Annotated in this window: 17 protein-coding genes; 13 read left to right on the forward strand and 4 right to left on the reverse strand. The window is 61.8% G+C overall.

Translation table 11 applies throughout. The features are described 5' to 3' along the window. The first annotated feature begins 7 nt into the window (after window positions 1-7). The 5 genes from yvcK to Q0063_RS05205 all read left to right on the forward strand — a co-directional run bounded on the left by yvcK (window position 8) and on the right by Q0063_RS05205 (window position 6,562). Complete coding sequence (gene yvcK, locus Q0063_RS05185; protein ID WP_297870916.1) at window positions 8-1,069, forward strand: gluconeogenesis factor YvcK family protein; 1,062 nt, start codon at window positions 8-10, stop codon at window positions 1,067-1,069. A gap of 38 nt (window positions 1,070-1,107) precedes the next feature. Next, entirely contained in the window at window positions 1,108-1,485 is a 378-nt protein-coding gene (locus tag Q0063_RS05190) for a hypothetical protein (RefSeq protein ID WP_297870917.1), read from the forward strand. 23 nt (window positions 1,486-1,508) lie between these two features. Continuing rightward, on the forward strand, window positions 1,509-2,417 hold the full coding sequence (whiA, locus tag Q0063_RS05195) for a DNA-binding protein WhiA (protein WP_297870918.1): 909 nt from the start codon (window positions 1,509-1,511) through the stop codon (window positions 2,415-2,417). Window positions 2,418-2,576: 159 nt separating this feature from the next. Next, a complete protein-coding gene (locus Q0063_RS05200; protein ID WP_297870919.1) occupies window positions 2,577-3,023 on the forward strand; it encodes a DUF3788 domain-containing protein in 447 nt (148 codons plus the stop codon). 41 nt (window positions 3,024-3,064) lie between these two features. Then, window positions 3,065-6,562 carry a DNA polymerase III subunit alpha gene (locus Q0063_RS05205; protein ID WP_297870920.1) on the forward strand — a complete coding sequence of 1,166 codons (3,498 nt, stop codon included), beginning with the start codon at window positions 3,065-3,067 and terminating at the stop codon, window positions 6,560-6,562. A gap of 215 nt (window positions 6,563-6,777) precedes the next feature. Here the strand turns inward: Q0063_RS05205 and Q0063_RS05210 are convergent, their stop codons facing one another. Next, window positions 6,778-7,299, reverse strand: coding sequence for a DUF4364 family protein (locus tag Q0063_RS05210; protein WP_297870921.1), 522 nt, complete (start codon window positions 7,297-7,299; stop codon window positions 6,778-6,780). Between the two features lie 161 nt (window positions 7,300-7,460). Between Q0063_RS05210 and Q0063_RS05215 the strand changes: the two genes are divergently transcribed. Both Q0063_RS05215 and Q0063_RS05220 read left to right on the forward strand, forming a co-directional pair. Next, window positions 7,461-8,546, forward strand: a complete 1,086-nt coding sequence (locus Q0063_RS05215) for a DUF3048 domain-containing protein (protein ID WP_297870922.1) — start codon at window positions 7,461-7,463, stop codon at window positions 8,544-8,546. Window positions 8,547-8,795: 249 nt separating this feature from the next. After that, on the forward strand, window positions 8,796-9,626 hold the full coding sequence (locus Q0063_RS05220) for a hypothetical protein (RefSeq protein WP_297870923.1): 831 nt from the start codon (window positions 8,796-8,798) through the stop codon (window positions 9,624-9,626). A 57-nt stretch (window positions 9,627-9,683) separates the two neighbouring features. Here Q0063_RS05220 and Q0063_RS05225 read toward each other — a convergent pair whose 3' ends face one another. Next, a complete protein-coding gene (locus Q0063_RS05225) occupies window positions 9,684-9,809 on the reverse strand; it encodes a hypothetical protein (RefSeq protein ID WP_297870924.1) in 126 nt (41 codons plus the stop codon). 344 nt (window positions 9,810-10,153) lie between these two features. Here Q0063_RS05225 and Q0063_RS05230 point away from each other — a divergent pair, with 344 nt between their 5' ends. Both Q0063_RS05230 and Q0063_RS05235 read left to right on the forward strand, forming a co-directional pair. Further along, complete coding sequence (locus tag Q0063_RS05230) at window positions 10,154-12,304, forward strand: ATP-dependent helicase (RefSeq protein WP_297870925.1); 2,151 nt, start codon at window positions 10,154-10,156, stop codon at window positions 12,302-12,304. A gap of 85 nt (window positions 12,305-12,389) precedes the next feature. After that, window positions 12,390-12,632 (forward strand): hypothetical protein, encoded by a 243-nt coding sequence (locus Q0063_RS05235; RefSeq protein ID WP_297870926.1) that lies wholly within the window; start codon window positions 12,390-12,392, stop codon window positions 12,630-12,632. A gap of 39 nt (window positions 12,633-12,671) precedes the next feature. Here the strand turns inward: Q0063_RS05235 and dapA are convergent, their stop codons facing one another. Together dapA and asd are read right to left on the reverse strand one after the other, a co-directional pair. Then, window positions 12,672-13,559, reverse strand: coding sequence for a 4-hydroxy-tetrahydrodipicolinate synthase (dapA, locus tag Q0063_RS05240; protein ID WP_297870927.1), 888 nt, complete (start codon window positions 13,557-13,559; stop codon window positions 12,672-12,674). Between the two features lie 132 nt (window positions 13,560-13,691). Further along, window positions 13,692-14,783 (reverse strand): aspartate-semialdehyde dehydrogenase, encoded by a 1,092-nt coding sequence (gene asd, locus Q0063_RS05245; protein WP_297870928.1) that lies wholly within the window; start codon window positions 14,781-14,783, stop codon window positions 13,692-13,694. 192 nt (window positions 14,784-14,975) lie between these two features. Between asd and Q0063_RS05250 the strand changes: the two genes are divergently transcribed. The 4 genes from Q0063_RS05250 to Q0063_RS05265 all read left to right on the forward strand — a co-directional run bounded on the left by Q0063_RS05250 (window position 14,976) and on the right by Q0063_RS05265 (window position 18,144). Next, a complete protein-coding gene (locus Q0063_RS05250; protein WP_297870929.1) occupies window positions 14,976-16,628 on the forward strand; it encodes a SpoIID/LytB domain-containing protein in 1,653 nt (550 codons plus the stop codon). An 84-nt stretch (window positions 16,629-16,712) separates the two neighbouring features. Next, a complete protein-coding gene (gene queA / locus Q0063_RS05255; RefSeq protein WP_297870930.1) occupies window positions 16,713-17,738 on the forward strand; it encodes a tRNA preQ1(34) S-adenosylmethionine ribosyltransferase-isomerase QueA in 1,026 nt (341 codons plus the stop codon). Window positions 17,739-17,750: 12 nt separating this feature from the next. Further along, a complete protein-coding gene (locus Q0063_RS05260) occupies window positions 17,751-17,987 on the forward strand; it encodes a TfoX/Sxy family DNA transformation protein (RefSeq protein ID WP_297870931.1) in 237 nt (78 codons plus the stop codon). Between the two features lie 13 nt (window positions 17,988-18,000). Beyond that, complete coding sequence (locus Q0063_RS05265) at window positions 18,001-18,144, forward strand: hypothetical protein (RefSeq protein ID WP_297870932.1); 144 nt, start codon at window positions 18,001-18,003, stop codon at window positions 18,142-18,144. Window positions 18,145-18,218: the final 74 nt, after the last annotated feature.

Below are 18,218 nucleotides of genomic sequence, written 5' to 3' on the forward strand. Positions count from 1 at the left end.
GGAAGACATGGAGATGAAGCCCTATCGGGTCCCCCGGAGCCGGGGACCGAAGATTGCCGCCATCGGCGGCGGACACGGCCTGTCCAACATGCTGCGGGGACTGAAGGAGTACACGGAAAACCTCTCCGCCATCGTCACGGTGGCGGACGACGGCGGTGGCTCCGGCGCTTTGCGTCAGGACCTGGGGATGCCGCCCCCCGGCGATATCCGGAACTGTCTCCTGGCTCTGGCCAACACGGAACCCCTGCTGAGCGAGCTCATCGACTACCGCTTTTCCGAGGGGAGCCTGGCGGGCCAGAGCTTCGGGAACCTCTTCCTGGCGGCGCTGAACGGCATTTCCCCCAGCTTTGACACGGCGGTGCGCCGCATGAGCGAGGTCCTGGCCATCACCGGCCGGGTTCTGCCTGTGACCACCGCCGATGTGCGGCTGGAAGCGGAGTTTGAAAACGGCGCGTCGGTGGTAGGGGAGTCGAAGATTTTTTACTGCAAGAAAAAAGAGGACTGCCGCATCACCCGGGTCCGGCTGCTGCCGGAGCGGCCCAGGCCCCTGCCGGAGGCCCTGGCCGCCATTGCCGGAGCGGACATGATTCTCCTGGGGCCCGGCAGCCTGTATACCAGCATCATTCCCAATCTGCTGGTGGACGGCATCGTGGAGGCAATCCAAAATTCCCCGGCGCTGAAGGTCTACGTCTGCAACGTCATGACCCAGGAGGGGGAGACGGAGGGCTATACGGCTTCGGACCACATCGCCGCTATTTTCAAGCACTCGGCGGACCACCTCTTTGACGTGTGCCTGGTGAACTCCTCTCCCGTTCCCAGGGCCGTGGCCGCCCGTTATGCCGAGGAGGGGGCGGAGATGCTGCGCTATGACACGGACCGCTGCGCCGCCCTGGGGGTGGAGCTGGTGAGCCGCCCCATCGCCATGGTAGAGGACGGCTTCGTCCGCCACCAGCCGGAGCACCTGGCCCGGGAGCTGATTCTGCTTCACGCGGAGCGGAGCGTCCGCATTGCCGGCGGCCCCGGAGGCGGCGACGCCTTCCGGGTGGAGCGGAAAAGAGGCGCCCGTTAAGCGGACGGACGCCCCGGGAAACAGAAAGGAGACGCCGGATGACAAGATCGGAATATAAGCTGGCTTTGCGGGAGCTGCTGAATCAGGACGTGGAGGGTCTGACCGAGGAGAAAAAGGCTGCGCTGGTCAAAAAGACTCTGATGGACCATCAGATTGAGTATTACCAGTCGCTGCCGCACCGAAACCACAGAAAGAAGTGGGAGGACAAGGAGCTTCGTGTGATTTTGAAGGATGCGCCGACGAAAGAAAACTGCCTGATGTACGCCCGTCTGTTTGAAAGAAATTACGGGAGCATTGAGCTGATTTACCGCTGGGCCGCCACAGCCGGCCGTGATATTCCGGAGGAGTACCGGAACAACCGGTTTATCAAGCAGATCAAAAGAATTGCCAAGGAGGTCGGCTGGCGCGCTACATAGCGCCGCCGAAAAGGAGCCGCGAGATGTCTTTTTCTTTCGACACGAAAAACGAGCTTTGCCGCCTGCCGGTGCAGAAGCTCTGCTGTGCCAGGGCGGAGGCCTACGGCATCCTGCTCTACTGCCATACCTTCAGCGCCTCGGAGGTCCGCATCATCACAGCCAACGAGAACCTGGCCGCCCGGCTGCCCAGGCTCTTTCAGCGGGCCTTTGACGTCCGCTTTGACCGCCAGCCGGAGCCCTCCGGCGGGGAGCCCGGCGGCAAGATGGTCTTTCAGATTCACGCACAAAAAAAGCTGGACCACATGATTAACCTCCTGGGCTATGAGCCCCGGCAGAACCTGGCTCTGCATATCAATTTCGCCATGGTAGAAGAGGACTGCTGCCGGGCCGCGTTTCTGCGGGGCTGTTTTTTTGCCGGGGGCAGCGTAACGGACCCCCTGAAGCACTATCATCTGGAGCTCACCAGCTCCCATTTGCAGGCCAGCCGGGAGCTGGGAGCGTTGCTGCGGGAAAGCGGCTATCAATCCAAGGGCATGAGCCGGAATGGCAGCTTCGTGACCTATTTCAAGCAGAGCCACCAGATTGAGGACTTTCTGACCCTCATCGGCGCGCCGGTGGCGGCCATGAAGCTGATGTCCGCCAAGCTGGAAAAGGACCTGCGGAACGACGTGAACCGCCGCCTGAACTGCGACAGCGCCAACCTGGACAAAGCGGTGGAGGCCGCCCGGAGCCAGGGGGAGGCCATCCGGAAGCTCCAGGCGGCGGGCCGCCTGATAGAGCTGCCAGACAAGCTCCAGCAGACGGCGGCTCTGCGGCTGGAGTATCCGGAGCTGACCCTTTCCGAGCTGGCGGAGGAGTTCGACCCGCCGGTGACGAAGTCCTGCCTGAACCACCGGCTGCGGAAGCTGGTGGAGCTGGCGGAAGAGCTTTGACCCCAAACCCATGACGCCGCAATTGCTGTAAGCCGAAGTTACTTTATGGGTAAAAAGGGGCCTGCGCTTGCCCGGATGGACAGGCATTGTCTGCCTCCGCTGGGAAGCCGCCATTGCCGGGAACGCAGACGGCAAAAATGATAAGGAGAACCGCCATTTATGACGAACACGACAAACTGGGCCCAGCTGTTTCCCATGGACCGGCAGCCCTCACTGGAAGAGCTGGACCGCTATGCGGACAGCCCCCTCTGGCAGTCGCTGCGGGCTTATCTGAAAGAAGCCTACGGCGCAGAACCCCGGATGGAGTACAGCCGCTGCGGTCTGGAACCGGGGTGGAACGTGAAATTCAAAAAGGGGAGCAAGGCCCTGACCACCGTGTACCTCCGCCCGGGCTACGTGACGGCCATGGTCTCCGTGGCCCCCAAGGACGAGGCGGCGGCGGAAGGTGTGCTTCTGACCTGTACGGAGGCGACCCGGACCCTGTACCGGCGTACAGCCTCGTCGAAGATGGGCCGCTGGCTGATGATGGACCTGACCTCTCCGGAGGTGCTGGAGGACGTCAAGGCCCTGCTGCGCCTCCGGGCGGGGGGAGCGCCGAAGAAATAGAACAAGAAAGAGCAAGAAAGAGTAAGAAAGGGTGAGAGACCATGGCCTTCGTCCATCTGCACGTCCACACGGAATACAGTCTGCTGGACGGCGCATGCCGCATCAAGGAGCTGCCCAGGGTTGTCAGGGAGATGGGACAGACGGCCTGTGCCATTACGGACCACGGCGTCATGTACGGCGCTGTGGAATTCTACAAGGCCTGTAAGGACGCAGGCGTCAAGCCTATCATCGGCTGCGAGGTCTATGTGACGCCCCAGGGCCGCTCCCGCCTCCAGAAGGAGCATGAATTCGACTCCGAGAGCCGGCATCTGGTGCTGCTCTGCGAGAACGAGACAGGCTACCGGAATCTCTCCTTCCTGGTCTCCGCAGCCTGGACCGAGGGGCACTATATCCGTCCCCGAATTGACAAGGCGCTTCTGCGGGAGCACCACGAGGGTCTGATTGCCCTGTCGGCCTGTCTGGCGGGGGAGATTCCCCGGCGGCTCCGGAACGGGGAGTATGAGGCCGCCAGGGCCTACGCGGTGGAGATGGGGGAGCTCTTCGGCCCGGACCGCTTTTACCTGGAGCTCCAGGACCACGGCATCCGGGAACAGCGGACGGTGAATCAGGGCATCCTGCGGCTCCATCAGGAGACGGGCCTGCCCATGGTCTGCACCAACGACGCCCACTATCTCCGGAAGGAGGACGCGGAGACCCACGACGTTCTCCTCTGTATCCAGACCGGCAAGACCCTGGACGACGAGAACCGGATGCGCTACGAGCCCCGGAATTTCTACCTCCGCAGCGAGGCGGAGATGGAAGCGCTGTTCGGCGGCTATGAGGGGGCCCTGGAAAACACGGTCAAAATCGCGGAGATGTGCCATAAGGACTTCGTGTTCGGCAAGTATCACCTGCCGGAATTCCAGCTGCCGGAGGGCTATGACAGCTACAGCTACCTGAAAAAGCTCTGCGACGAGGGCTACCGGGAGCGCTACGGAGACGACGAGAGCCACCGGGGCCAGCTGGACTACGAGCTGGACATGATCCGCCGGATGGGCTTCACGGACTATTTCCTGATTGTCTCCGACTTCGTGCGCTACGCCAAAGGGGTGGACATCCCCGTGGGCCCGGGCCGGGGCAGCGCGGCAGGCAGCGTGGTGAGCTACTGCCTCCGCATCACCGACGTGGACCCGGAGAAGTACGATCTCTATTTCGAGCGCTTCCTGAACCCGGAGCGTGTGAGCATGCCGGATATCGACATGGACTTTGCCGATACCCGCCGGGACGAGGTGATTGACTACGTCCGCCGGAAATACGGCGCCGACCGGGTGGCCCAGATCGTCACCTTCGGCACCATGGCCGCCCGGGCGGCGGTGCGGGACGTGGGGCGGGTGATGGGTCTGTCCTATGCCGACGTGGACGCCATCGCCAAGCAGATTCCCCAGCGGGACGGCAACAAATCCATCACGCTGGAGCGGGCCCTGACCCTCTCCAAGCCCCTTCGGGACATGTGCGAGTCCGACCCCGACGTGGCCCGGCTGATTGACACCGCCAAAAAGCTGGAGGGAATGCCCCGGAACGCCTCCACCCACGCCGCCGGCGTGGTGATTACCAAGCTGCCTGTGGTGGAGTACGTGCCCCTGTCCAAAAACGACGACACCGTGGTCTGCCAGTATGAAAAGGACACCTTGGAGAAGCTGGGCCTTTTGAAGATGGACTTCCTGGGCCTGCGGAATTTGACGGTGCTGGACGACGCGGTGAAGATGCTCCAGGAGGAGCGTCCGGACTTCCGCCTGGAGGACATCCCGGAGAACGACCCGGACACCTACGCCATGCTCTCCGCCGGAAAAACCTCCGGCGTGTTTCAGATGGAATCCGGGGGCATGACGGACCTCTGCACCCGCCTGGGGCCCCGGAGCATCGAGGACATCACCGCCATCATCGCCCTGTTCCGCCCCGGCCCCATGGATTCCATTCCCCAGTTTCTGGAGAGCGCCAAAAATCCGGAGAAGGTCCGCTACGATCACCCGCTGCTGGAACCCATCCTCTCCAATACCTACGGCTGCATCGTCTATCAGGAGCAGGTCATCAAAATCTTTCAGGAGCTGGCGGGCTACTCCCTGGGCCAGGCGGACATGGTGCGCCGGGCCATGAGCAAAAAGCACGTGGAGGAGATTGAGAGCGAGCGGGAGGCCTTCCTCCACGGTGACAAGGAGAGAAACATTACAGGCTGTGTGGCGAGAGGGGTTCCGGAGAAGACAGCCCAGATTATCTACAATAAAATCTACGATTTTGCCGAGTACGCCTTCAACAAGGCCCACGCCGTTTCCTATGCGGTGCTGGCCTATCAGACGGCCTGGTTCAAGTGCCATTTCCCCCGGGAGTATATCGCGGCTCTGCTGACGTCGGTGCTGAACAACACCGACAAAATCAAGGTGTATATTAAAGAGTGCCGGGACAGCGGCATCCCTCTGCTGCCGCCGGACATCAACCGCTCCACCGACCGTTTCACCGTCGAGGCGGACGGGATCCGCTTCGGCCTGGCCGCCATCAAGAACATTGGCCGGGGCTTCATACAGACAGTCATGAGAGAGCGGGAGGAGAAGGGGCCCTTTACCTCTCTCCATGACTTCTGCCGCCGCATGACCGGCAGCGACGTCAACAAGCGGGCCCTGGAAAACCTGATTCGCTCCGGCGCCTTTGACGCCTCCGGCGCACGCCGCTCCCAGCTGCTGCGGGTCTATGAAACCGTGCTGGACGCCGCCGCCAACCGGCAGCGCCAGAATCTGGAGGGCCAGATGGATTTCTTCTCCATGGCCGCGGAGGACGGCGGGACCCAGGCGGAGGAAGCGCCTCTTCCGGATATCCCGGAATTTACCCCCCAGGAGCTGCTGAGCATGGAGAAGGGGGCCACGGGGCTCTATCTCTCCGGACATCCCATGGACGCCTACCGGGACATTGTCCGCCGTCTGCAAATCCCCGCTGTGGGGTCCATTACTCAGGACCTGGCCCAGGAGAACGGGCCCAGCCGCTTTGCCGACGGCCAGCAGGTCACCCTGGCGGGGGTTGTGGCCTCCAGCAAGACCAAGACCACCAGGAACAACTCGCTGATGGCCTATGTCACCCTGGAGGATGAAACCGGCTCCATAGAAATGCTGTGCTTCAGCCGGACCCTGGACACCTGCGGCTCCTATCTGCGGGAGGGGGAGGCCATTACGGCAAAGGGCCGTCTCTCCGTCCGGGACGAGAAGGCCCCGCAGCTGATGTGCGACACGGCCTATCCTCTGGCCAATGCCGAAGCCGGTCTGCCGGAACCGGCGCGGGGGGCGAGACCGGACCGGCAGGAGGCGGGAGAGGTTCTGTTCCTGAAATTCCCGTCCCTGGAGCACCCCTCTCTCCGTCATATGAAGCTGGTGTTTTCCATGTTTCCCGGTACGACGCCGGTGAAAATGCGCATGGCGGACACCCGGAAAATCTATGTCACACGGGTGCTGCTCCACAAGGCCCTGGTTCAGGAGGCGCGGGACACCCTGGGAGAGGAAAACGTGGTGGTCCGGTAGAGAAAAAAACGGCAATAAGAAAGGACTCAGCCGGGGGCTGAGTCCTTTCAGCCTGTCGAAAAAGTCTTTTCGACAGGCTGAGCAAGTTTACAAAACTTCAAAAAAGTTTTGTAAACTTATTGATTGAACATGAAAGACACCCCTGATGGGTTTCTTTCATACTATCTTCCTTTCCGAAAACTAAAAGCAATCCGTTTTTTCGACAGTCTCCTTTCTTATTCGTCCTCCTTCAGCAGGACCTGAATGAGATCCCCGTAGAGCTTTTCCGGCGCTTTCCGGAACTTTTCCGCCAGCACCTTGGCCATGTCCTCCCGAACGACCATGAGCCGCAGGTCCATGACGCTGCCCATATCGTCGTCCAGGGCCAGCTTGACCGTATAGGTTCCGTTGGGCCGCTTTTCCGTGACGGCCCGGACCTGGTTTTTCCGCCGGAGCCGCCGGTTCCACTCCGAGAGGTTCCGGTCGCAGCGCAGCCGCACGGAGTAGGGCAGGCTGGACTCGCAGATCTGGCTGTTCCGCCGTCCCTTGGCGGTGATGGCGTAGAGGTCGTTTTCGAGTGTGAGATGCTCCGTGCGGACCAGATCGGCCAGGCAGTCGGAGAAGTCGAAATAGTCGATGGCGTCGTCGCAGAGGGTCAGGTCCAGTACGGTGTCAAAGGGAATGGGCTCGATGACCCGGGCGGTGATGTAGAGAATCAGAAACTTAATTTCCAGCTTGTCCTGAATGAAACCGGGCATAGCGGGCACCTCGCTTGTTTTTTTCCCATTATACATCCCTCCGGACGAAAACACAAGTCCGGCGGCGTTTTTGTGAACTTTGTCGAAATTTGGGAAAAAGCACCTTGACGTTCCTCCCGCGGATTGCTATGATAGGAAAAACCTTTGAAAGGCGGGGGAACATGAAGACAAGGATGCTTGCGTTTTGGCTGGCGGCGGCCATGCTGCTCTCTCTCACGGGCTGCGGCAAAGAGGAGACGGAGGAGCCGCCGGTCCAGACCCCTGTGGAGAATCCGGAGCCCGAACCGGAACCCGAGCCGGAGCCGGAGCCTCCTTACGTCCCGGCGGGAACCAACCCCCTGACCGGTCTGCCCATGGAGCCGGAGGACGAGGAGAAGCGCCCGGTGGCGGTGATGCTGAACAATCTGAAGGCGGCTCAGCCCCAGCTGGGCATCTCCCAGGCGGACATCATCTATGAGGTCACCGCCGAGGGGGGCATCACCCGGATGCTGGGCCTCTATCAGACCATGGACGGCATAGGGACCCTGGGCAGCATCCGGTCCACCCGGCCCTATTACATTGAGCTGGCCCTGGGGCACGACGCCCTGCTGATCCACGCCGGTGGCAGCCAAGAGGCCTATTCCGATATTTACAGCTGGAAGGTGGACAATATGGACGGAGTCCGGGGCGGCAGCGACGCGGAAATTTTCTGGCGGGATCGGGACCGGCAGAGGAACAATGGCTATGAACACAGTCTGATTACCTCCGGCGAGAAGATACAGGCCTATCTGGACCAGGGCCGCTTTGACACGGAGCACCGGGACGGATGGGAAGAGGCCCTGCACTTTGCCCAGGACGGAACCCCCGCCGGCGGCGAGAGGGCGGAGCACATTACACTGCGCTTTTCCACATACAAGACCGGAACCTTTGACTATGAGCCCGCTGTGGGCCAGTATCTGGCGGGCCAGTACGGCGAAAACCACGTGGACGCCGCCACGGGCATGCAGGTGGCGGCCACCAATGTGCTGGTGCTGGAGACCTCCATTTCCGTCATTGACAGCGAGGCGCGCCAGCGGGTGAAAACCGTGGGGGAGGGGAAGGGGACCTTCTTCTGCGGAGGAAAGGCCGCGGCGATTCAATGGAGCCGGGAGGACCGGAACAGCCCCTTTGTCTATACCCTGGAGGATGGGACGCCTCTGACACTGGGGCAGGGGAAGAGCTATATCTGTCTGATTTCCCCCAAGGTCAGCACGCTGAAATATGAGTGAGCGCCAAAACCGCTGGAATCATGGCCGGGCGGGATTGCTTCCCGGAGTTCCCCCGCAATCCGGAGGGACTGCGGCGCAATGGAAAGGGGCGGGAACCGCCCGGACAGTGGTTCTTCGCTGTGAACGGTTCCAGGCAGAAACTGGATTGGGCCGCCCGCCGGGCGGCTCTTTCACCTCTTGAGCCCCTGCGCATACACTGGAATGAAGGGACCGCCCCTTCACTCAGTTACTTATCAGGAGGTTATTGCAATGCCCGAAAAAGTTATGCCCGGTCCCGTGTCGGATCTCAGCGGCATCCGCGAGGCGGTTTGCATCCATACCAGGAAGATTTATGATTCCTGCAGAGATAAAGACTGCATCGAGGACCTTCGTTTCTATCCCAAGCTCCAGTATGTGGACGTCATCAACCGCGCCCTGTCCGTAAAGGGCGGCAGCGCCAGACTGCTGTATGTCTACGTGGATGTGGAGCCCGTCAGCTTCAACCGGGGCTTCTACACCGTAGATATGCGCTTCTTCTACTCCGTGACCCTCCAGGCCTACCTCAGCTGCCCCGCCCCCGTCACCGTGGAAGGCCTGTGCGTGTTTGACAAGCGGGCCATTCTCTTCGGCAGCGAGGGCAACGCCAAGATCTTTTCCTCTGAGCTCCGCACCGGTGAGCCGGATCTTCAGCTCATGAGCCGCTCCAATCTCCCTGTGGCCGTGGTGGAGGCGGTGGACCCCATCGTTCTGGACGCCCGGCTCATGGACTGCTGCGGCAAGCGGGAGTGTGACTGCGACCTGTGCGAGGTGCCCTCCTTCGTCAACAGCTGCTTCAACGGCGAGCTCTCCAGCGGGGACGACAGCCGCCGCATCTATGTCACCCTGGGCCAGTTCTCCATCGTCCGGCTGGAGCGGGATTCTCAGCTGCTGGTTCCGGTGTATGACTACTGCATGCCCGATAAGGAGTGCGCCTGCGGCACGGGGAACGAGGACCCCTGCGGCATTTTCCGCAACATCTCCTTCCCGGTGGGTGAGTTCTTTCCCCCCAACACCGTTCGGATGCCGGAGAATTACGAGGAATGCTGCTGCGCCTGCCGGTAAGGGTTTTCCCGGGAAAGGCCGCGCAGGAGAGCGCTGTAGTCTCCGCCCTGGGGCGTCTTAAATAAGGCCGGCCGCCAGCGGAGGCAGACCGCCCGAAGAAATGAACGGCTCCTCACAAAAAGGCCCCTTCCCGATTGCAAAACCGGGCAGGGGCCCTTTTTTCGCCGGAAACTGAAGATACATATGCCGGGCTCCTTCTGCCTGGGCGGCTGTCTTATGGGGGGCGGCGTCTTTTTTAGAAAAAGGGCTGTCATCGGAGCTGACAGAGGGCGCCCTCTGTCCTTCGGAGACCGGTCAAAACCCCGGCACGTGGAAACAGCACCATGGCAATGACTCTGCCTGCGGAGGCGATTGGGGACGGACCATAAAAGCGGGAGGGTCCCATAAAATTCAGAAATAATAGCACTTGTGTTCTATCCGAACTTCTGCTATGATAATCGTAACGTTTACTGCCAACAGGGCTCAGGGAAGACAGCCGCCTTTTCGGGCGGAAATGCGGACTGACCGGGAGCCGGAAGGGGGGACCTATGCCGGAGATATTGGAGGGTCTGAACGGAGCGCAGCGGGAGGCGGTCACGGCCACGGAGGGCTATGTCCGGGTGATTGCGGGCGCAGGCTCCGGCAAGACACGGGCGCTGTCGCACCGGTTTGCCTATCTGGTCAACGAGGTGGGCATTCTGCCGGGGAATATCCTCTGCGTCACCTTCACCAATAAATCCGCCAACGAGATGCGCCAGCGGATACACGCCCTGACAGGGGATAACGACACCGGCTATATCAACACCTTCCACGGGTTCTGTGTCTCCATTCTTCAGGAGGACAGCCATGCGGTGGGCTATCCGCGGAGCTTTCTGGTGCTGGACAACGCCGATATTGACGCCATGCTTCAGATCATCTATGAGGAACGGAGCCTGACCCTTCGGGACATGACCTATGGCATGGCCCGCAACATGATTGAGGTTCGGAAGCTTTTCAAGGAACCGGACTATTACCTGGATTTGATTACGCTGTCCCTGGATGTGCTGCGGAACAAGTACCTGGCGGCCGAGCGGGCCGAGGACATCATTTTCTATGGATACCTCTATCAGGAGAAAAAATGCTTCGGGCTGGACTACAACGATTTAATCAAGTTCTCCCTGTACATATTCGCGGAGAACGAAGCCGCCCGGCACAAGTGGCAGGAGCGGCTGGAATACATCATGATTGACGAGTTTCAGGATATCGACAGTCTGCAATACCAGCTGATGGAGGTTCTCTGCGGCTATCATAAAAATCTCTTTGTGGTGGGGGACCCGGACCAGACCATTTATACCTGGCGGGGAGCCGACATCAGGTATCTGCTGAACTTTGACCAGGTGTTTTCCCCGGCACATACCGTTCTGATGACGGAAAATTACCGTTCCACGCCTCAGATTCTGGCGGCGGCAAATTCCCTGATTGCCAGGAACAGCCTGCGGGTCAGGAAAGAGCTGCGGCCCACGCTGCCGCCGGGGCCGCCGGTGCTCTGTCATTACGCCTCCGACGCGGAGGAGGAGGCCCGCTGGATTGCCGGGCAGATCAAGGCCCTTTGGGAGGCCGGGACTCCATACCGGGACATCGCCGTTCTTTACCGGGCCCACTATGTGACCCGCCAGGTGGAGGAGGTTTTGATGGGGGAAGAGATTCCCTATACCATTTACAGCGGCACCCAGTTTTTTGGCCGCATGGAAATCAGGGACGCCCTGGCCTATCTGCGGATGATCGCCCTCCAGGATGATTTGTCCTTTCTGCGGATTGCCAACGTGCCCAAGCGGAATCTGGGAAAACGGCGGATGGCCTTCTTGCGGGACCGGGCGGCGGAGACGGGAAACACGCTTTATCAGACGCTGAAGCAGCATCTGGAGGACCCCCTATTCAAGGGAACAGGAGCGGAGAAGTTTGTGAAGCTGGTGGACGCTTTTTCCGCCTCCAGCGGCGGGAGGCCGGTCTCCGAGGTCCTCTCCAATATCCTGGACCGAAGCGGCTATGAACGGATGCTGCGCACCGAGGGGAGTCAGGAGCGGCTGGACAATCTGGCGGAGCTGAAGCAGTCGGTTTACGTCTTTGAGACCACCTGCGGCGAGGAATGCACCCTGGAGCATTACCTGGCTCACGCGGCCCTGTTCACCAACGGCGACGCCGCGGAGCAGGGGGACCGGGTGAAGCTCATGACCGTCCACGCCGCCAAGGGGCTGGAGTTTCCCCACGTGTTTCTCTGCGGCATGAACGAAGGGGTGTTTCCCTCCCGCCGGACCCGCACCCAGGACGCCATGGAGGAGGAACGGCGGCTGGCCTTTGTGGCTATGACCCGGGCGGAACAGGGGCTGTATCTCTCCGAGGCCGAGGGCCGGAATCTGGACGGGTCCCCCCGGTATCCCTCCCGGTTCCTGCTGGATATCGACCCGGACTGCCTGACCCTGACGCACCCGCCCCGGGCCGGACTGGTGGAGGAGGCGCGGCGCGCCATTGAGAACAGTCTCCGGTGGATGCCGGAGAGCGAGTCCGCTGTCCTCCCGGCGGGACAGCGGGTGCGGCACGCCGTGTTCGGCCCCGGCACGGTGACGGGGGCGGACCTGGACCGCTCCGCCTACATCGTCCAGTTTGACGGCATCAACACCCCCCGGAAAATCTCCTTCCGGGCCAGGCTGGAACGTCTGTAAAGTCTGAAAACTGTTACCGGATTGTGGTTGCAATGGAAAAACGCCCTTCCTATACTGTTGGAAAACAGAGAGGGAGGGCGTTTTCATGAGGTTCAGAGGGAGGGGGCTGACACTGGCGCTGTGTCTGCTGCTGGCGGCCTGCGGCGAGGCAGGGACGGAGCGCCTGCCGGAGAATCTGCCGGAAGAAGCCGCCGCCGAAACGGCGGTTCTGGAGGGGAAGGCCCTGTCCCCGGACGGGCGTTTTTTGGCGCGGACGGAGGGAGTCAACGAGGGTATCACGGCATCGGGACTCAATCCTTACTGGGAGGGGATACGGACGGCGGAATGAAGAAAAACGCCGCCCGGAAAGATGGACGGCGTTTCTCCTTTACACAGTCAGCCCGTACTGAGTTAGAACGGATTTGATGTGCTCCAGATGCTCCGGGGAGGGGGGACACATGGGGGAGCGGAGCTCGCCCACCTTCCAGCCCAGCAGGGCCAGGGCGGTTTTCACCGGGATGGGGTTCACCTCGCAGAACATGGCGTCGCAGAAGTCCTTCAGCTGGAGCTGCAGGACCCCGGCGGCGGCGAAGTCGTTCTGCTGGCAGAGCCGGACCAGCCGGTGCATCTCCGCCGGAAGGACGTTGGCCGCCACGGAGATGACTCCCAGACCGCCCAGGGCGCAGATGGGAACCGTCTCGTCGTCATTGCCGGACCAGATGCAGAAGTCCGGCGGGCAGAGGTTCCGGGTCCGCTGGATGGCCCCCAGGTTTCCGGAGGCCTCTTTTACGCCTGCGATGTTGGACAGCTCCGACAGGGCGGCGTAGGTCTCCGGGGCGATGGAGACCCCGGTGCGGGAGGGGACATTATAGAGGATGATGGGGGTGGAGACGGCGGCGGCGATGGTCTGATAGTGGCGGAGCAGGCCCGCCTGGGTGGCTTTGTTGTAGTAGGGGGTCACCACCAGCAGAGCGTCCGCACCCAGGCGCTCCGCCGCCTGGGACTGCTCCACGGCCCTGGCGGTGCTGTTGGAGCCGGTGCCGGCAATCACCGGCACCCGGCCGCCTACGTGGCGGACACAGAAGCCGATGGTCTCCTGACGCTCGGACTCCGTCATGGCGCTTGCCTCTCCGGTGGTGCCGCAGACCACAATGGCGTCGGTCCCGTTTTCCAGCTGGAAGTCCAGCAGCTCCCCCAGAGCCGTGAGATTCACGCCCTCCTCGGAAAACGGGGTGACGATGGCCGCGGCAGACCCTGTAAAAATCGGATGCTTCATGAAACGACCGCCTTTCTTAAAGAATGAAGCCGCAGGGGCGGCGGGGGAAGAGCCCCGCTCACCGCCTGACTGAAAAGGGCGTCCGCGCAGTTCGCGGACGCCTCTTTTGTAGATAGTAGAGATATGAATGCCTCAGTCTGCCTCGATGTATCCCTTGGCGCACAGCAGTTCGGCCAGCAGCACCGCGCCGCCGGCGGCGCCCCGGAGGGTATTGTGGCTGAGACCCACGAATTTATAGTCATATTGGCTGTCCTCCCGGAGACGGCCCAGGGAGATGGCCATACCCTTTTCAAGGCCCCGGTCCAGACGGGTCTGGGGCCGGTCGGGCTCCTCAAAATAGTGCAGGAACTGCCTGGGGGCGGAAGGAAGGTCCAGCTCCTGGGCGGGGCCCCGGAAGGCGGCCCAGTCGGCCTTGATTTCCTCGATAGACGGCTTTTTTCCCTCCTGGAACTTCACGAACACCGCCGCCATGTGGCCGTCCAGGCAGGCCACCCGGAAGCACTGGGCCGTGATGGCGGGACCGGTAGCCTTGACGATTTCCCCGTCCCGGATGCTGCCCCAGAGCTTCAGGGGCTCCTGCTCGCTTTTCTCCTCCTCGCCGCCGATGTAGGGGATGCAGTTGTCCACCATCTCCGGCCAGCGCTCAAAGGTCTTGCCTGCGCCGGAAATGGCCTGATAGGTGCAGACCAGGGCCCTGTCCAGGCCGTATTTCAGAAGGGGATGCAGGGCGGGGACATAGCTCTGGAGAGAGCAGTTGGATTTCACGGCGATAAAGCCCCGTTTGGTGCCCAGGCGTCTGCGCTGGGCCTCGATAATCTGGATATGGTCCGCGTTGATCTCCGGCACCACCATGGGCACGTCGGCGGTCCAGCGGTTGGCGGAGTTGTTGGAGACGATGGGGCACTCCAGTTTGGCATAGCGCTCCTCAAGGGCCCGGATTTCCTCTTTGTTCATATCCACGGCACAGAAACAGAAGTCCACCTGCTCCGCCATTTTTTCCGCGTCGGCCTGGGCGTCCAGGACCACCAGGTTCCTGGCCTCCTGGGGCAGGGGGGTCTCCATGGCCCAGCGGCTGCCCACCGCCTCCTCATATGTTTTTTCGGCGCTGCGGGCGCTGGCGGCGACAGCCGTCAGCTGAAACCAGGGGTGCTGCTCCAGCAGCGTGATGAAGCGCTGGCCCACCATGCCGGTTCCGCCGATCACGCCGACCTTGTACTGTTTCATAGTGTGTTCCTCCTGCTGTTAAAAGATAGACCGGTTTTTCTCTTTCCGTCGATTTGGGTTGAATGTGGGAGAGGTTTGTATTATAATGGTTCCAGCTTTGTAACGACTGTTCCTGATGTGCGGACAATTGTCTGCTGAATATAGTAGCATGATTTTCAACCGCCGTCAAGAGAGGGGATATTGGGAGGTCTCATGAAAAAAAAGCTGCTGACGCTCTTTCTCGTTGTGACATTTTTTGCGCTGGGTCCGGTTCTGAAGGCCGAAGCCGTGGAGAACGGAACGGTCAAGGTGGGCCTCCGCTCCGGCTCCAGCGCCCTGTTTTCCGCCAATCTGGAAAACGCGGTGGGAGACGGCTATGAATTCGGCTATTTCGACGACAGCCGGGCCTTTATCTCCCTGGGCTGGACCGGGGAAACCGCCATTTCCATGACTGCCGCCGGTACTATTTATATGGACGGCAGCGGCGCCTATGCCTCCAACATTCCCGCCGGAGGCTATCGGACCATTGGGAGCTGGCATGTACAGCTGGACGGATTCCGCTCCTTTGAGGACGCGGCGGACGAGGCGGCGGCCTGCGGCGGCTGGCCCGCCTGGATTGACTGGAGCTATGTGGTCCGCGTCGGGTCCTTTGAGTCCCGGGGGGAGGCGGAGGACGCCGCCCGGGACTACGGCGGCAGCGCCGTCCAATCCGGGTCCACCGGCGTGCTGGTTACCCGGACCCGGACCACCGATGTGCTCTTTGAGTTCGACTGCGGCGGCGCACTCTCCCTGGGCGTTCAGCCCTCCGGACGGGGGCGGGAGACGTCCACATGGTTCAAGGGGTACAAGTACGGCGGCGGCTTCGAGTATCCCAGGGTCACAGGCGGAAACCTCAACGTGGTCAACGTCGTCGGCGTGGAGGAGTACGTCAAGGGCGTCATCCCCTATGAGATGGGCCCCGCCTGGCCCCTGGCGGCCCTGGAGGCCCAGGCGGTCTGCGCCCGGACCTATGTCTGCGGCCACAGCCTCCATCTCAGCGCCGACGGCTTCGACGTCTGCGGGGGCACCCACTGCCAGGTCTACAACGGACACGGCAGCGGCGTCACCGGAGCCTCCGCGGTCAGCGACCAGGCCGTGGAGAATACCGCCGGGCAGTGCCTCTATTATGACGGCCAGCTGGTGCGGGACGCGGTTTATCATTCCTCCGACGGCGGCGCCACCGAGGACGGCGGCAACGTCTGGGGCACGGAAACGGGATATCTGAAGGGCAAGCCGGACCCCTATGAGGCCCAGACCACCGTGCCCAACAACACCTATTCCGTCACCTACACCGCCGCGGAGCTCAGCTGGATTCTGGAGCAGAAGGGCTATTCCGTGGGGACCGTGCGGGATGTGTATGTCTCGGAGTACACCCCCATGGGCAATGTCGCTAAGGTGACCTTTGTGGGCTCCGGCGGCACCAAAACCGTCAGCGGGGAGACCTGCCGGACCATCTTCTACAGCAGCACCTATCAGAAATCCGTCAGCAGCATGCGCTTTGACATCAACGGGGGCCGGGGCTCCGGCATCTATGTCAACGGAACGGGGCAGCTCTCCTCCCTGGAGGGGGTCTCCGTGATCTCCGGTGCCGGCGAGATATCCTCCCTGAGAGACAATACCGCCTCTGTGATTTCCTCCTCCGGCGCCTCCACGGTCTCCGGCGGAGGCCGGCCCACCGGCGGCGGCACCGGGAACTTCGTCATCACCGGCACCGGAAACGGCCACAATGTGGGCATGAGCCAGTATGGAGCCAAGGCCATGGCGGAACTGGGGTATAGCTGGCGGGAAATTTTGGAATTTTATTATACGGATATTACCATCGGCTGAACCCTTTCCCGGCGGGGCCGTATGACCGGAACGGCAGGCCCGGGGCAGAGGGACGATGGAATTTATGGATTGGGTAAGGGAACCATGAAGACAAGTGATTTTTTCTATGATCTGCCGCCGGAGCTCATCGCCCAGACGCCCATTGAGCAGCGGGACGGCTCCCGCCTCCTGACGCTGGACCGGGAGACGGGCCGGACGGAGCACCGCCGTTTTTATGAGCTGCCGGAGCTGCTGCGGCCCGGCGACTGTCTGATTTTAAACGACTCCCGGGTGCTACCCGCCCGTCTGCTGGGCCAGCGCCTGCCCGGCGGCGGGGCCTGCGAGGTGCTTCTGCTGATAGACAGAGGGGAAAACGTCTGGGAGTGCCTGGTCCGGCCGGGGCGGAAGCTGCGGACCGGGGCCCGGCTGACCTTTGGAGACGGGGAGCTCACTGCCCAGGTGGTGGGGGAGGAGGCGGACGGCAACCGCCTGGTCCGCTTCGAGTACCGGGGCATTTTCCTGGAGGTGCTGGAGCGCCTGGGAAAAATGCCCCTGCCGCCCTACATCAAGGAGGAATTGCAGGACCGGGAGCGGTATCAGACGGTGTATTCCAAGGTCCTGGGCAGCGCCGCCGCCCCGACGGCGGGACTCCACTTCACGCCGGAGCTTCTGGAGCAGATTGGGGCCAGGGGCGTGGGAATCGGATATGTGACCCTCCACGTGGGCCTGGGCACCTTCCGGCCTGTGAAGGAGGAGACCATCGAGGCCCATCCCATGCACAGCGAGTTCTGCACCGTTCCGCCGGAGACGGCGGAGCTGATTAACCGCACCAGGGCGGCGGGGGGCCGCTGCATCTGCGTGGGGACCACCTCCTGCCGGACACTGGAGTCCTGGGCAGGGGAGGACGGACACATGGAGCCCCGGGCAGGCTGGACGGATATCTACATCTATCCCGGATACTGCTTCAAGGTTATGGACGGGCTGATTACCAACTTCCATCTGCCGGAAAGCACGCTGGTGATGCTGGTGTCCGCCTTCGCCGGGCGGGAGCCAGTACTGGCCGCCTACCGGCAGGCGGTGGAAGAGCGCTACCGGTTCTTCTCCTTCGGGGACGCCATGTTTATTTCATAGGGAGGCATTTACATGACTTTGACAGAGCTGCCCAATATCGGTCCCAGGCTGGCGGAGGACCTCGGCGTCGAGACGCCGGAGGGCCTCCGGGAGCTGGGGGCGGCTTTTCTCCGTGTCCGGGCCCAGGTGGCCCCGGCGGCCTGCTTTCGTCAGCTCACCGCCCTGGCCGGGGCGGAGCTGGGGATTCCCGAGAAGACCCTGACGGCGGAGAAAAAGACGAAGCTGCGGGCCTTTTTTGACGGCCTGTGAGACTGCCCGGACAATGGTTTTCAGATATGCCGGGCTGAAAGAGTATGTGCGGGAGGATTTTGAGCGGTTTTACCGAATGGGCTTCCGGGAGGAGGAGATCGTTCCCGCCGTGCTGGATGAATACCGGCACGGGGAGGACTTTTCCGTTACTGAGTAGATTTGCATTCATATCTTTTTAGCCCTGAATTACGCCGAAAAGGGCTTGGACCCGGGCGGAATCGTCAGGAGGCT

It is taken from the genome of uncultured Oscillibacter sp. (assembly GCF_947654275.1).
Taxonomy (GTDB): Bacteria; Bacillota; Clostridia; order Oscillospirales; family Oscillospiraceae; genus Oscillibacter.

Excerpts from the sequence above, each read along its gene's own strand:
- Q0063_RS05210 (WP_297870921.1), bottom strand. The coding sequence starts at position 7,299 with ATGCCCGGTTTCATTCAGGACAAGCTGGAAATTAAGTTTCTGATTCTC.
- asd (WP_297870928.1), bottom strand. The coding sequence starts at position 14,783 with ATGAAACAGTACAAGGTCGGCGTGATCGGCGGAACCGGCATGGTGGGC.
- Q0063_RS05265 (WP_297870932.1), top strand. The coding sequence starts at position 18,001 with ATGGTTTTCAGATATGCCGGGCTGAAAGAGTATGTGCGGGAGGATTTT.
- Q0063_RS05260 (WP_297870931.1), top strand. The coding sequence starts at position 17,751 with ATGACTTTGACAGAGCTGCCCAATATCGGTCCCAGGCTGGCGGAGGAC.
- whiA (WP_297870918.1), top strand. The coding sequence starts at position 1,509 with ATGTCTTTTTCTTTCGACACGAAAAACGAGCTTTGCCGCCTGCCGGTG.
- Q0063_RS05220 (WP_297870923.1), top strand. The coding sequence starts at position 8,796 with ATGCCCGAAAAAGTTATGCCCGGTCCCGTGTCGGATCTCAGCGGCATC.
- yvcK (WP_297870916.1), top strand. The coding sequence starts at position 8 with ATGGAGATGAAGCCCTATCGGGTCCCCCGGAGCCGGGGACCGAAGATT.
- Q0063_RS05235 (WP_297870926.1), top strand. The coding sequence starts at position 12,390 with ATGAGGTTCAGAGGGAGGGGGCTGACACTGGCGCTGTGTCTGCTGCTG.
- Q0063_RS05250 (WP_297870929.1), top strand. The coding sequence starts at position 14,976 with ATGAAAAAAAAGCTGCTGACGCTCTTTCTCGTTGTGACATTTTTTGCG.
- Q0063_RS05200 (WP_297870919.1), top strand. The coding sequence starts at position 2,577 with ATGACGAACACGACAAACTGGGCCCAGCTGTTTCCCATGGACCGGCAG.
- Q0063_RS05215 (WP_297870922.1), top strand. The coding sequence starts at position 7,461 with ATGAAGACAAGGATGCTTGCGTTTTGGCTGGCGGCGGCCATGCTGCTC.
- Q0063_RS05190 (WP_297870917.1), top strand. The coding sequence starts at position 1,108 with ATGACAAGATCGGAATATAAGCTGGCTTTGCGGGAGCTGCTGAATCAG.
- queA (WP_297870930.1), top strand. The coding sequence starts at position 16,713 with ATGAAGACAAGTGATTTTTTCTATGATCTGCCGCCGGAGCTCATCGCC.
- dapA (WP_297870927.1), bottom strand. The coding sequence starts at position 13,559 with ATGAAGCATCCGATTTTTACAGGGTCTGCCGCGGCCATCGTCACCCCG.
- Q0063_RS05225 (WP_297870924.1), bottom strand. The coding sequence starts at position 9,809 with ATGTATCTTCAGTTTCCGGCGAAAAAAGGGCCCCTGCCCGGTTTTGCA.
- Q0063_RS05205 (WP_297870920.1), top strand. The coding sequence starts at position 3,065 with ATGGCCTTCGTCCATCTGCACGTCCACACGGAATACAGTCTGCTGGAC.
- Q0063_RS05230 (WP_297870925.1), top strand. The coding sequence starts at position 10,154 with ATGCCGGAGATATTGGAGGGTCTGAACGGAGCGCAGCGGGAGGCGGTC.